Raw genomic sequence first — 13401 nt, 5'->3', positions numbered from 1 at the left:
ACTTCTAATTCGATTTAAGTTTATTCATCTACCCGTACTTGACTCTCAACAACGTCTTTTATAGGAATTACAAACTTGCCCTTGGCAGTTTTGATAGTTACAGAAATGCCATCTATCGCAATTATTTCGCCAGTTATATTATTAAATTCTATAATCTGACCAATTTCATAGGTTTTTCTGGCATAAAAGGTTCTTAATAAATCGCCCACCACTTTTTGAGCTCCAAGGCCTAATGCCAAAGCAAAAGCCAATAAAAACGCTGCCAAAATCATGGTGATATTATTGGTAATAATTTCGGTATTTACGCCTGCCTGATTTAAAGCTGTTATGGAAATGAATATTAAAAAGATAAAAAACACTAACTGGCTAATAATTTTTGAACCCGATATCTCCATCGATTCAAAAAGCGATTTTAATCCGTTTTTAACCAGATTAGCCAGTAACAAGCCAACAATAAATATTATTAGCGCCGCAAACAACCTTGGTAAATACCCTAAAAAGTTGCTTATTTCTTGTGAAATAATTTGTAGCCCTAAAATATCTGATGCCATTATTAACAGCATAATATAGATAAGCCATTTTACAAATACCGAAACTATTTTAATAGTATTAAAGTTTAACTTTTTGCCTTCAATAATTTCAATTTCGTTTATGGTTTCATCTAATTTATCGGCTTTGGCAAGCGTTAATACTTTTTTAATAATACGTACTGCCAGTTTTGCAAATAACCAACCTATTATTAAAACTACTAAGGTTCCTATAATATTTGGAAATATACTAGATATTTCAAACCATACCTTGGTTAAAGATTCAAGCGCTATCTCTTTCCACTGTGTTGCTTTTTCCATTTTTAATTTGTTATTAGGGGTTTGGTTATTTTATTTTTCTCTACTTTTTATAACAGACTCTATAACGTTTCCAATATTATAAGAAAATAGTGTTGCTAAATCCATAAGCAACTTAGCCATGGCAATATCGTTCATTACCTTAGCCTTAAGTTCTGGCGGAACTTCTTTAAGAGGCTGGTTTATATGTTTAAACGGATTTTCCATTAGTTAAATTTTTCATTATAAACGGCAACGAGCTTGTCTTTAGCCCTTTTTATGCGCATTTTTACGGCACTTTCGCCAATATCTAAAACACTTTCTATTTCTTTAATACTCAAAAAATCTTGATATTTTAAGAGTAGTATCATTTTCTCGTCCGGAGAAATAAGTTCTAATGCTTTTTGCAAATTTTCGACTTTCATCTCTAAAAAACTACTCTCGTCTTCAACATCCGACAGGTTTTCTAATTCTGCATAATCTGCTGTTTGTTTTTCAAATTTTTTAGCAGTATTTCTAGTTACATAATTAACGCAATGATTATATGTAAACGCGTATAACCAGGTTGAAAATTTAGAATTCCCTTTAAAACTGGCTAACTTAACAAAGAGTTTTAAAAACACATCTTGCGTTAAATCTTTGGCTTCGTGCTCGTCTTTTGCAAAACCATAGCACTTGTTAAAAACCAATTTGGAATATCTGTCATATAAAATCTCAAACAGCAAAGTATCATTGTTTTTAACAATGCCTTTAATCAGATCGTCATCTGATAGTTCTTTACTATTTTTAAAAGTTTTCAAATGTAGCTTACGCTAGTTTAATTAATCGTTATAATATGACACTCTAGAATACAAAAAGTCACTTTGTATTTTTCAAAAATAGTAAAGTTTTTCTTAATTAAAATTTTAGCTTACTTAGATGACCCAAATAAATTCAGAATGGTTTAAATTTGCATCTGTTTATCGAATTTAACCAGCATATGGATTCTTCAAAAGAACTAATAAAAGCTACTAATTTACTCTTAGAAATTTCTTCGCTTCTCATGGTTTCGGGAGCCAATACCGTTCGCGTAAATTTGAGTATTGCTCGGTTTGCCGCCGGATTAAATTTTAAAACTTCTTGCTTTATTAGTCATAAAAGCATCATTATGACCTTATATGAAGAAGATTCTGTACAAAGTTGTACCCGCGTTAAAAATATTCCGCCGCACGCCATCAATTTTTCAATAATTTCTGCAATTAGTAAAGCAAGTTGGGATGCCGTAACCGAAAACTGGACGCTCGACCAAATTTCTACCGAAATTGAAAAAATTAAAACCACCAAAAGATATTCAAAACTTACAGTGCTTATCGCGGTAAGTTTAGCAGGCGCAGGATTTTGTAATATTTTTCAAGGCGATTATTTAAATATGCTCGTAGCTTTTATAAGCACATTTATTGGCTTAATTATTTTTCAATTAACCCATAAAGTGAAATACAACGTGTATATCCGCATATTTTTAGGATCGTTTATTGCATCGCTTATCGCCGGACTTGGCATTATTTACAATATTGGCGAGCATCCACAAGCGGCCTTAGCCACATCGATACTTTATTTGGTGCCTGGGGTGGCATTAATTAACTCGTTTACAGATTTCTTAGACAACAACATTATTAACGGCATGGTACGCTTTACCTCTGGAGTAATGACGGTTTTAGCGATTGCCCTCGGATTATTTGTAACCATGATAATTTTTCAATTACACTAATATGTTAGAAATTATTTTAAAATTATTGGAAGTTGCTGTTTGGTCTGGAATAGCGGCGCTCGGATTTGGAATACTATTTAATATACCAAAAGGATCCATTTTTACAGTCATCACATTAGGATTTGTGGCAGGATTAATAAAATTCACCTTGTTAAAATTTGGGGTGCACATTGTACTAGCCACTTTTATTGGAGTCCTTTTTGTAGCCATTATAAGCATGCCTATTGCTCATAAAATTCATCATCCGCCAGTAGTGTTTTGCATCCCGCCAGTGATACCCATGATACCAGGTTATTTTGCCTATGAAACCGTGTTGGCAGTCATGAATTTTCTTTTTATTGAAAAAGATGCGGCTAAAAAACTGGTACTTATTGATTCGATATTCTCTAACGGATTTACCATGCTTTTTATATTAATTTCCATTACCGTCGGTATTTCTTTACCCATGTTAGTATTGCGAAAAAGTACCGTGAAAAAAATTGAAGACTAGTTTATTTAAATTTAAAAGAATGAGCAAATTACTAACAGTATTATTAGCATGTTTTGTTTTTACCACAGCACAATTACAAGCAGACGATGACTGGAGTGCTACAGGGCATCGCGTAGTAGGTAAAATAGCCTACAAGTATTTAAAACCTGCCACGAAAAGGAAAATTAAAAAACTCCTTAACAATCAATCCTTAGATTTTGTTTCTACCTATGCCGACGACATCAAGTCTGACAAACGTTACGATGAATTTTATACTTGGCATTTTATTAATATCCCTTTAGAATCTGATTATGAAACATCTGAAAAAAATCCTAAAGGGGATTTAGTTACTGGCATAAACCATTGCATTTCTGTGATAAAAGATAAAAATGCAAAGCTTGAAGACAAAGCGTTTTACTTGAAGTTATTAATTCATTTTATTGGCGATTTACATCAACCCATGCACGTTGGTCTTTTAGAAGATAAAGGCGGAAACGATTTTAAATTAAAATGGTTTTATGATGACACTAATTTACATGCTGTTTGGGACAGAGAACTCATTGATAGCTATGGCATGAGTTATACGGAACTTGCTGATAATGCTGATGTATTGAATAAAAATCAAGTAAAAACCATTGAAGAAGGCTCTGTAATTGATTGGGTGAATGATACGCACAAATTAACCAGAGAGGTTTATGCACATGTTAAACCCGGCGAAAATTTACGCTATAATTATTCTTATGATAATTTTGAAACCGTAAGATCTCAACTGCATAAAGCTGGCATTCGCTTAGCAAAAGTTTTGAATAACATCTTCTAATAAAAAAGGTTGACATTTAGTCAACCTTTTTAAATTATCGTTATTACGTTTTTTAAATATGTAACGCTCTATCGTCGGTAGCAGCCAAAGCAGCTTCTTTAATAGCTTCTGTAAAAGTTGGATGCGCATGAGACATTCTTGAAACATCTTCCGCTGATGCTCTAAATTCCATAGCCACAACCGCTTCAGCAATCATATCGGCAGCACGTGCACCAATCATATGAACCCCTAAAATTTCGTCTGTTGATTTATCTGCCAGAATTTTAACAAAGCCATCTAAATCCATACTCGCTCTACTTCTACCTAAAGCACGCATTGGGAAGGACCCAACTTTATAGTCTATTTTAGCTTCTTTTAATTGCTCTTCTGTTTTACCAACAGCAGCCACTTCTGGCCAAGTGTAAACCACACCAGGAATTAAATTATAATCGATATGTGGTTTTTGTCCCGCCAAAGTTTCGGCAACAAATACACCTTCTTCTTCGGCCTTATGTGCAAGCATTGCTCCTTTAACAACATCACCAATAGCGTAAATGTTTTTAGCAGATGTTTGTAAATGGTCATTCACTTCAATTTGACCTCTATCAGTGATTTTTACACCAGCAGCTTCAGCATTTAAACCATCTGTATAAGGACGTCTGCCAACAGAAACCAAGCAATAATCTCCTTTAAATTCCACTTCTTCACCTTTTTTATTATCTGCTTTTACAATCACTTCATTGCCTTTTCGCTCAACAGATTTTACTTTATGTGAAGTATTAATATTGAATTTTTGCTTTTTCAATACTTTATTTAATTCTTTTGATAGTCCAGAATCCATTGTTGGGATGATTCTGTCTAAATATTCAATAACGGTTACTTCGGCACCTAAACGTTTGTAAACTTGCCCAAGTTCTAAACCAATAACACCACCGCCAATTACAATTAAATGCTTTGGAATTTCTTTAAGTTTTAAAGCTTCGGTAGATGTTATTACACGCTCTTTATCTAATGTTATAAAAGGCAAACTTGATGGTTTACTTCCTGTTGCTATAATGGCATTTTTAGCTTCAATTTCAACAGTTTTTTCGCCTTTTATGCTAATATGGGTAGCATCTTTAAAGCTTCCTAAACCACGGTACACATCGATTTTATTTTTATTCATTAAAAAATCGATTCCACCGGTTGTTTGGTCTACGACTGCTTGCTTACGAGCAATCATTTTTTCAAGATTCACTTTAATATCGCCAGGAATTTCGATGCCATGTTCTTCAAAATGCTTAACCGCATCTTCGTAATGATGCGATGAATCTAAAAGTGCTTTACTTGGAATACACCCCACATTTAAGCAGGTTCCACCAAGTGTACTATATTTTTCGATAATGGCAGTTTTCATGCCTAATTGTGCGCAACGAATGGCTGCAACATAGCCTCCAGGACCTGAGCCAATAACGGCTACATCATATGAATTCATAGTAAATGTTTGAAGTTCGATTATTAAAAATTGAAAACAAAAATACAAATGTTTTATTGTAAGGCAATAAAAAAGAAATGTTAATTGAAATGTGTTAAAACTTCTACTATTTTAAAAATATGCCTTAAAAAGTTTAGGAATCCATCAAATTTTCGATGTTGTTTCTTTTAAATTCGCATCGGTTTTTATAGCGTGCAATACCCAATTTAATTCGGGGTCTTTGTGTAGTTTTCTATCGTCAATCAACGGCACAATTTCTACATCGGGCTTAACGCCATAACCATCTGGATCTTGTTTAAAAGGTGTTTCAATTTGCATCAACCCCATTCTGATTTTTAGTTTGGAATTTGGAACTTGATAAATCTTGTAAATGCCGGCTACACAACCATTATAAGCACCACCCGTTTCTTCCCCAACAAAAACCGCGCGCTTGGTGGCTTTTAAATGCGTTGAAAGCAAAGACGAAGCTGAAAAAGAATTCCCGTTAATTAACACATATAAATTGCCTTTATAGTTTAAAGGATTAGGCTCTTTTTCTTTAGAAAACCTAAGCTTATAGTAGATTTTTTGGTCTTTCTTTTTTGTTTTAATTAAATTCTGTGCAATGATTAAGGGCGACAAAATTACAGATGACGCTTTAAGAATAAAAGGCGTGGTGTTACCCATTAAATAGTTGAAATACGGCAAGCGGCTATTTACTTCGCTCTCTTCAATAAGTTTGTAATTTTGGGTTGTTAAATAGGCATATAGAAAATCTATTTCGGCTATTCGTCCACCGCCATTATCTCGTAAATCTATAATGAGATTCTTGGTTTGTAACGAATCTATTGTTTTAAAACTTTCTTTATAAAACTTTCTATAATTACCATTAGAAAAGGACTTTATTTTCATGTAAGCCACGGTACTATCTTCTAAAAATTGAAAATTACGCGTATACCCATCGTGCTTATTTATAAAACCGTGTATTCGTTTAAATCGCCTATTTTGTTTTGCTACTTTTCTATTCTGCTTCTTTTCTGAAGCGGTTAGTTTTATTTTCGCAATTGACTTTAAGCTATCTGTGGCAATGGAGTCTTTCTTTTTTTCTTTTTCAACACGTTTTAAGGTTCTACTAAACAAGGAATCCTTTAACTTAAAAGTCACATTTAAACTGTCTAAATAACCTTTATCTTTAAAGTATAAGGTAGAAAAAGCATTACCCACAAGCCTATTATGCAAGGTTTTATTATACCCATCGGATGCAAACCGTGTTTTGTAAACATCAATTAAATCATTAATGTTTTCATGATCTATTTTAACAACTTCACTGCCAATTAATGTAGAATCTTCTCCTTTAGTTTTTAACACCCAAAGGGCATTATTTAAGTATCCGAATTCTAAATCGTAAAATTCAAACTTTTGCTTTTTTAATTTTTTACGTTCCTTGTTGGTAAATTGCTTGCTTGCCGACCCCACCGAAATATGTCCTTGCCTTACATTAGCCACCACCGGTGCTAATTTTTTATAAAATTCGCGGGAATTAATAGGGGTTGTTATAGACTTTTTTAAACTATCGAATTTAAAATCTAGCACCTCTTTTGGGGTGTATTGGTAAAGTTTTGGATGGTTCTTCTGTAACTGTCCGTATACTTTGTCTATATCGGCATGTAAATCTTTAATGGGATGTAAACGTGCTATTTGCTCGTTATACTTTGAAACGCTTTTGCACGACCCAACGAGCATTAAAACAAAAACAAACCCAATAATTTTTTTCATGTACAATATTAAAGCTTTAAAACAATCTCAACACGCTAATTTACTCGAATTTATCACTTTTCTCGATGCAATAATTTTATTTAACTTTTAATTATTTGCAATCAATTACTAAAAATAAATTTATGTAGTTTTGTGCTTTATGCAAAAAAATATAAACATACAAAACAAAAAGGCACGCTTTCTATATGAAATATTAGATAAGTACACTGCTGGTATTGTTTTAACTGGAACAGAAATAAAATCGATACGAAGCAGTAAAGCGTCTATTGCCGAAAGTTTTTGTGAATTTAATGATAAAGGTGAGCTATTTGTGGTGAATGCCACTATTGAAGAATATACCTATGGAAATTATTACAACCACAGGCCAAAAGCGGAACGAAAATTGTTGTTAAGCAAACGCGAACTTAAAAAGTTACATAAAGAAGTTCAAAACTCTGGACTTACCATCATACCGCTTCGATTGTTTATTAACGAAAAAGGCTTTGCGAAATTAGAGATTGCCTTGGCAAAAGGTAAAAAGCTTTTCGATAAGCGCGAAACCATAAAAGACCGTGATAATAAACGTGATTTAGACAGAATAAAGAAAAACTTTAAATAATCATTTTAATAATGCTAAAAAAAATACTTCCTCTTGTATTCGTTTTATTAATTTCTTCGGCAGTACAATCGCAAGGCAAAAAAGCCCCTGCTGCCAAAGCTCCTGAAAAAGATTATACCGAAAATGTTTTAACTATCGATAGTATTATCAATTCATTATATAGCTCCATTTCGGGTGAAAAAAAGGAAAAACGCGATTGGAATTTATTTAAATATTTATTTTATCCGGATGCCAAATTAATTGCTTCAGGGAAGAATGACGAAGGCAAACTACAAGTACGCTATATGAAACCAGAAGATTACATAAAAAGCTCTGGGAAATGGCTAGTAGACAATGGTTTTATTGAAAAAGAAATACACCGCAAAGTAGATGCATTCGGTACCATGGCACAGGTTTTTAGTACCTATGAATCTTACAATAGCAAAAAAGATGAATCCCCGTTTATGCGCGGCATTAATAGTATTCAATTATTTAACGATGGCAAACGCTGGTGGATAGTTAATGTGTATTGGGCTCATGAAAATAGAAGAAACTTAATCCCAATTGAATATTTTCCTGAAGATTAAAGCATTAATTTTTATCTTCTAACAACGGCACAAATCTAAACTCCCCAAACTCGTGTTGCTCGAACTCTTTGGTATCCTTTCTAATAAATAGGGTCATAATTTGAGTGTCTTCGCCCACGGGAATTACCAACCTTCCTCCTACTTTTAACTGACTTAATAATGGTTTAGGAACAAAAGGTGCACCAGCTGTTACAATAATACCATCAAAAGGGGCATCTTCTTCCAAGCCTTTGTAACCATCTCCAAAAACAAGCTTTTTAGCTCTGTACCCTAATTTAGGTAAAAACTTACTGGTTTTTTTAAACAATTCCTGTTGCCTTTCGATACTGTACACTTTAGCTCCCATTTCGCATAAAACAGCGGTTTGATAGCCACTACCCGTACCAATTTCTAGAATTTTATCATCCTTCTTTACTTGTAATAATTCGGTTTGAAAGGCTACAGTGTAGGGTTGCGATATGGTTTGATCTGCCGCAATAGGAAATGCTTTGTCAATATACGCAAAGTCTAAAAACCCAGAATCCATAAACAAATGCCTTGGCACTTTACCTATAGCCTTTAAAACGGCTTCGTCTTTTATGCCTTTGCTAATTAACACATTAACTAATTGCTGTCGTAATCCTTTATGTTTAAAAGTGTCTTTCAAAATTGCTGTGGTTTTTCAGGATAAAATTAGGTAAACATTTTTAGCTTAAAAAGCTAAATTTAGAATAATTTTAAAATGCTTTTTTATGAATTTATAATATTGGGCTTTTTAAATAAACCTTAAACTTTAGGTGCTAACGAACCATGGCAAATAGACCCGCGTTAGGGATTGAAGCAAGCTACCGTGTAGCGCGTAAAGCCCGACCCTCCCGACCGCTCGGGAGGGGAACGCCCAAATAGTTATTTTAATTAAATTTAGATGTCAAATTATGAACTACATTTATTAATTATCTTATTTTTGTTGAAAACGTAAAATATTATGCTAAAAGCTGGTGTACTTGGTGCTGGCCACCTCGGAAAAATTCATTTAAGACTCTTAAAACAATCTGAAAAATACGAACTTGTAGGATTCTACGATGCCGACGAAGAAAGTGGCAAAAAGGTAGAAGCCGAATTTGGATATAAGTTTTTCAATTCTATTGAAGCACTTATTGATGCTGTAGATATGGTAGATATTGTAACGCCTACCTTATCGCATTACGAATGTGCAAAACAAGCCATTTCTAAAGGAAAACACATTTTTATTGAAAAGCCAATTACCAATACGGTTGAAGAGGCAGAACATATTAGAGAATTGCTTGCCGAACACAATTTAAGGGGTCAGGTTGGGCATGTAGAACGCTTCAACCCTGCATTTTTGGCGGTTAAGAACGAAATTAATTCGCCCATGTTTATAGAATCGCATCGATTGGCAGAATTTAATCCGCGTGGTACCGATGTACCTGTGGTTTTAGATTTAATGATTCATGATATAGATATTATATTAAGTGTTGTAAAATCGAAAGTAAAAAACATTAGCGCTAGCGGTGTGGCGGTTATTAGTAATTCTCCAGATATTGCCAATGCGCGAATCGAGTTTGAAAATGGTTGTGTGGCCAATTTAACTGCCAGTAGAATCTCTCTTAAAAAAATGCGTAAAGCCCGCTTTTTTCAGAAAGACGCCTATATTTCTGTAGATTTTCTGGATAAGAAATGTGAAGTAGTAAAAATGAAAGATGCCCCAGAAACGCCGGGTGATTTTGATATGGTACTTCAAAATGCGGAAGGTGTTAAAAAACAGATTTATTTTGATAATCCGCATGTGGCAAATAACAACTCGATTTTAGATGAATTAGAATCGTTTGCAAATGCTATAAATACCAATTCCTCGCCAGAAGTGACACTACATGATGGTACTGAAGCATTGCGTGTAGCCACTCAAATAATAAATTGTTTTTAATACCATCCTTAATTCTTCCCAAAGGGAAGGAAACTCTAATGAGCAAAATTTGTAATTAAATTAGACGAAACTATTAATATAACAATTTCTCTTCTTTGGAGAGATTAAGTGAGGATTATGAAAAATATAGCTGTAATAGGTGCTGGCACCATGGGAAATGGTATCGCGCATACATTTGCGCAAAAAGGATTTCAAGTAAACCTAATTGATGTAAGCGAAACTGCCTTGGAAAAAGGAATTGCAACCATTACTAAAAATCTTGACAGAATGGTTGCAAAAGAAACCATTACAGCATCGGATAAAGAACAAACACTTTCCAATATTTCGACCTTTACAAGCATTAGTTCGGGCATTAATCAAGTAAATTTAGTGGTTGAAGCGGCTACCGAAAATGTCGATTTAAAACTTAACATTTTTAAGCAACTGGATGAAGCGTGTGCTAAAGATTGCATTTTAGCAACCAACACATCGTCTATATCCATTACACAAATAGGTGGTGTAACCTCAAGACCCGACAAAGTAATCGGGATGCATTTTATGAATCCTGTTCCCATTATGCAATTGGTTGAAATTATTCGAGGCTATAATACGAGCAACGAGGTTACAAACGTTATAATGGAATTATCTAAAACTTTAGGTAAAACCCCTGTTGAAGTTAACGATTATCCTGGTTTTGTAGCCAACCGTATTTTAATGCCCATGATTAATGAATCGATTGAAACACTTTACAATGGCGTTGCGGGCGTTAGCGAAATAGATACTGTAATGAAATTAGGTATGGCACACCCCATGGGACCCTTACAGTTAGCCGATTTTATTGGTTTAGATGTCTGTTTATCTATTTTAAACGTGATGTATGATGGATTTAAAAACCCCAAGTATGCACCCTGCCCGCTTTTGGTTAATATGGTGAACGCCGGAAAATTAGGTGTGAAATCTGGCGAAGGTTTTTATGACTATTCTGAAAGTAAAAAAGCTGAAAAAATTTCAAAACAGTTTTTAAAATGAGAAGTTGTAAACCTCAAAACTAAAACTAAAAGCTGATTAAAATGGCAACAGTAATTCCTTTTAAGGCAGTGCGACCAACCCGCGATAAAGTGGGGCTTGTAGCGTCGCGTTCTTATCAAAGTTATTCTGAACCCGAACTAGAAGCTCGCTTAAATTACAATCCGTATTCTTTTTTACACATTGTAAATCCTGGGTATAAATACGACAAGGATTTACACGGAAAGGAACGCTATAGTCTGGTAAAAAACCGCTATTTAGAATTTAAAGAAGATGGCATTTTTGTACAAGACCAAACACCATGTTATTATATCTACAAAATTGTAAACCGAAATGGTGATGAATTCTCTGGAATTATTGCAGCAACAAGCACCGAGGATTATAAAAACAATGTTATTAAAAGGCACGAAGACACCATAGAATATCGAGAACATATTTTTAAAGATTATTTAAAAACAGTTGGGTTTAATGCAGAACCCGTATTACTTACCTATCCAGATAACGATGTTATAAAAACTATAATTTCGAAAACTCAAAAAGTGCGAGCCGAATTTGAATTTACAACCCATTTTAGAGATACACATTATTTATGGGTTTTAGATGATACAAGCGCCATTGAAAGCATTAAAACGGAATTTAAAAACATCAAAACCATTTATATTGCCGATGGGCATCACCGTACCGCTTCATCGTATTTACTTTCGCAAGCATTAAAATCTGAAAACCCGAATCATACTGGTAACGAGCCCTACAACTATTTTATGAGTTATTTACTTCCAGAATCCGAATTAAAAATTCACGAATACAATAGACTGGTTAAAGACTTAAATGGGTTAACTAAAGAAGCCTTTTTAATTCAATTAGATACTGTATTCAGAATTGAAAATCGAGGTAACGAACTCTATCAACCAACAAAAAAGCATCATTTTTGCATGTATTTAGATGGCGAATTTTACTCGTTGTTTCTGCGAAAAATGACGTATCAGTTTGAAAACCCGTTAGAAGCCTTAGATACTCAAATATTATATAAAACCATTTTAGAGCCAATTTTAGGTATTAAAGATGTTAGAAACAATACACGCTTGAGTTATTCTTACGGAACAAATAACTTAGTAACAATTAAGACCAAAGTAGATTCTGGCGAATTTGCTGTTGGTTTTGGATTAGTACCTATAAAAATAAACGAATTAAAAGCCATTGCAAACGAAGGCTTAACCATGCCGCCAAAAAGCACGTTTATAGAACCAAAATTGCGTAGTGGCATCACAATTTTTGAATTTTGAATTTACAAATTATTAAAATTTAATGCCAATTTAATATGAAAAGATACACATTAAGCCTATTATTAATTTTATTATTTACTTTAGATTGTTTTTGTCAAGAATATTCAGGTTCATCAATCAAAAATACGGTGGTCAAAAATGGAATTGGTTTAGGAAGTGTAATTGCAGTTGTAATTTCATGGGAATACAATAAATCCGTTTTACTAGCAATACTCCATGGTGTTTTTGGCTGGTTTTATGTAATATTTTATGTAATCAATCGAGATTCAAATTAAATGCAAAAAACAATGTCTATACAAGAAAACCTAAATAAAATAACAGTTACTTTACCAAAACACGTTACGTTGGTAGCTGTTTCTAAAACCAAACCCGTTAACGCCATTATGGAAGCTTATAAAGCGGGTCAACGTGTTTTTGGAGAAAATAAAATTCAAGAAATGGTAGACAAATATGATGTTTTACCAAATGATATTCAATGGCATATGATTGGGCACGTGCAAAAAAACAAAGTCAAATATATGGCTTCGTTTGTAAGCCTAATTCACGGTGTGGACGATATCAAATTATTAGAAGAAATAAACAAGCAGGCAAAAAAGCACGATAGAATTATTAATTGTTTACTTCAAATAAAAATAGCTTCAGAAGACACAAAATTTGGAATGACACCCATGGAAGCTAAAAGCCTGTTACTCTCGCCAGTGTTTTCAGAATTAAAAAACATAAAAGTTGTAGGTGTTATGGGAATGGCGACTTTTACCGATAATCAAAGTCAGATTAAAAATGAATTTACATTGTTAAAAACCACTTTTGATACCTTAAAATCATTCGAAACTTTTAACTTTAAACCAGAAATTGTAAGTATGGGCATGAGCGGCGATTACGAATTAGCAATAGAATGCGGAAGTAATATGATTCGCGTGGGCAGTAGCATTTTTGGCGAACGACATTATAATTAGG

At 33.7% G+C, this 13401-nt stretch carries 16 protein-coding genes; 10 read left to right on the top strand and 6 right to left on the bottom strand.

The window, feature by feature from the left end; translation table 11 throughout:
* Positions 1–20 precede the first annotated feature (20 nt).
* The 3 genes from ACFQ0I_RS08665 to ACFQ0I_RS08655 are packed head-to-tail and all read right to left on the bottom strand — an operon-like array spanning position 21 to position 1624.
* Positions 21–848, bottom strand: a complete 828-nt coding sequence (locus ACFQ0I_RS08665; protein WP_379941300.1) for a mechanosensitive ion channel family protein — start codon at positions 846–848, stop codon at positions 21–23.
* 30 nt (positions 849–878) lie between these two features.
* Entirely contained in the window at positions 879–1052 is a 174-nt protein-coding gene (locus ACFQ0I_RS08660; protein ID WP_379941298.1) for a hypothetical protein, read from the bottom strand.
* Positions 1052–1624: an RNA polymerase sigma factor gene (locus ACFQ0I_RS08655; protein ID WP_379941296.1), complete on the bottom strand. Its 573-nt coding sequence runs from the start codon at positions 1622–1624 to the stop codon at positions 1052–1054. The genes ACFQ0I_RS08660 and ACFQ0I_RS08655 overlap by 1 nt, the downstream gene beginning before the upstream one ends.
* Positions 1625–1803: 179 nt before the next feature.
* On the opposite strand from ACFQ0I_RS08655, the gene ACFQ0I_RS08650 reads away from it, so the two are divergent.
* The 3 genes from ACFQ0I_RS08650 to ACFQ0I_RS08640 are packed head-to-tail and all read left to right on the top strand — an operon-like array spanning position 1804 to position 3860.
* Positions 1804–2571, top strand: coding sequence for a threonine/serine exporter family protein (locus tag ACFQ0I_RS08650; RefSeq protein ID WP_379941294.1), 768 nt, complete (start codon positions 1804–1806; stop codon positions 2569–2571).
* Position 2572: 1 nt separating this feature from the next.
* Positions 2573–3061, top strand: coding sequence for a threonine/serine exporter family protein (locus ACFQ0I_RS08645; protein ID WP_379941292.1), 489 nt, complete (start codon positions 2573–2575; stop codon positions 3059–3061).
* Between the two features lie 19 nt (positions 3062–3080).
* Positions 3081–3860 carry a S1/P1 nuclease gene (locus tag ACFQ0I_RS08640; RefSeq protein ID WP_379941290.1) on the top strand — a complete coding sequence of 260 codons (780 nt, stop codon included), beginning with the start codon at positions 3081–3083 and terminating at the stop codon, positions 3858–3860.
* A gap of 52 nt (positions 3861–3912) precedes the next feature.
* Here ACFQ0I_RS08640 and lpdA read toward each other — a convergent pair whose 3' ends face one another.
* Together lpdA and ACFQ0I_RS08630 are read right to left on the bottom strand one after the other, a co-directional pair.
* The gene (gene lpdA / locus ACFQ0I_RS08635) at positions 3913–5313 is read right to left on the bottom strand and encodes a dihydrolipoyl dehydrogenase (RefSeq protein WP_379941288.1); all 1401 of its coding nucleotides are present in this window, start codon (positions 5311–5313) and stop codon (positions 3913–3915) included.
* Positions 5314–5457: 144 nt separating this feature from the next.
* The gene (locus ACFQ0I_RS08630; RefSeq protein ID WP_379941286.1) at positions 5458–7068 is read right to left on the bottom strand and encodes a S41 family peptidase; all 1611 of its coding nucleotides are present in this window, start codon (positions 7066–7068) and stop codon (positions 5458–5460) included.
* Between the two features lie 139 nt (positions 7069–7207).
* Here ACFQ0I_RS08630 and smpB point away from each other — a divergent pair, with 139 nt between their 5' ends.
* Together smpB and ACFQ0I_RS08620 are read left to right on the top strand one after the other, a co-directional pair.
* Positions 7208–7666, top strand: coding sequence for an SsrA-binding protein SmpB (smpB, locus tag ACFQ0I_RS08625; RefSeq protein WP_379941284.1), 459 nt, complete (start codon positions 7208–7210; stop codon positions 7664–7666).
* Between the two features lie 11 nt (positions 7667–7677).
* Positions 7678–8232, top strand: a complete 555-nt coding sequence (locus tag ACFQ0I_RS08620) for a hypothetical protein (RefSeq protein WP_379941282.1) — start codon at positions 7678–7680, stop codon at positions 8230–8232.
* Between the two features lie 4 nt (positions 8233–8236).
* Here ACFQ0I_RS08620 and ACFQ0I_RS08615 read toward each other — a convergent pair whose 3' ends face one another.
* Positions 8237–8878: a protein-L-isoaspartate(D-aspartate) O-methyltransferase gene (locus ACFQ0I_RS08615; RefSeq protein WP_379941280.1), complete on the bottom strand. Its 642-nt coding sequence runs from the start codon at positions 8876–8878 to the stop codon at positions 8237–8239.
* Between the two features lie 318 nt (positions 8879–9196).
* On the opposite strand from ACFQ0I_RS08615, the gene ACFQ0I_RS08610 reads away from it, so the two are divergent.
* The 5 genes from ACFQ0I_RS08610 (at position 9197) to ACFQ0I_RS08590 (ending at position 13400) form a co-directional block, all read left to right on the top strand.
* Positions 9197–10156 carry a Gfo/Idh/MocA family oxidoreductase gene (locus ACFQ0I_RS08610; RefSeq protein ID WP_379941278.1) on the top strand — a complete coding sequence of 320 codons (960 nt, stop codon included), beginning with the start codon at positions 9197–9199 and terminating at the stop codon, positions 10154–10156.
* 117 nt (positions 10157–10273) lie between these two features.
* The gene (locus ACFQ0I_RS08605) at positions 10274–11164 is read left to right on the top strand and encodes a 3-hydroxyacyl-CoA dehydrogenase family protein (RefSeq protein ID WP_379941276.1); all 891 of its coding nucleotides are present in this window, start codon (positions 10274–10276) and stop codon (positions 11162–11164) included.
* Positions 11165–11205: 41 nt separating this feature from the next.
* On the top strand, positions 11206–12444 hold the full coding sequence (locus ACFQ0I_RS08600) for a DUF1015 domain-containing protein (RefSeq protein ID WP_379941274.1): 1239 nt from the start codon (positions 11206–11208) through the stop codon (positions 12442–12444).
* A 35-nt stretch (positions 12445–12479) separates the two neighbouring features.
* A complete protein-coding gene (locus ACFQ0I_RS08595; protein WP_379941272.1) occupies positions 12480–12719 on the top strand; it encodes a hypothetical protein in 240 nt (79 codons plus the stop codon).
* Positions 12720–12731: 12 nt separating this feature from the next.
* The gene (locus tag ACFQ0I_RS08590) at positions 12732–13400 is read left to right on the top strand and encodes a YggS family pyridoxal phosphate-dependent enzyme (protein WP_379941270.1); all 669 of its coding nucleotides are present in this window, start codon (positions 12732–12734) and stop codon (positions 13398–13400) included.
* Position 13401 lies beyond the last annotated feature (1 nt).

Source organism: Mariniflexile aquimaris (assembly GCF_042676825.1).
Classification (GTDB): domain Bacteria; phylum Bacteroidota; class Bacteroidia; order Flavobacteriales; family Flavobacteriaceae; genus Mariniflexile; species Mariniflexile aquimaris.
This window is presented reverse-complemented; position numbering and strand designations above follow the sequence as displayed.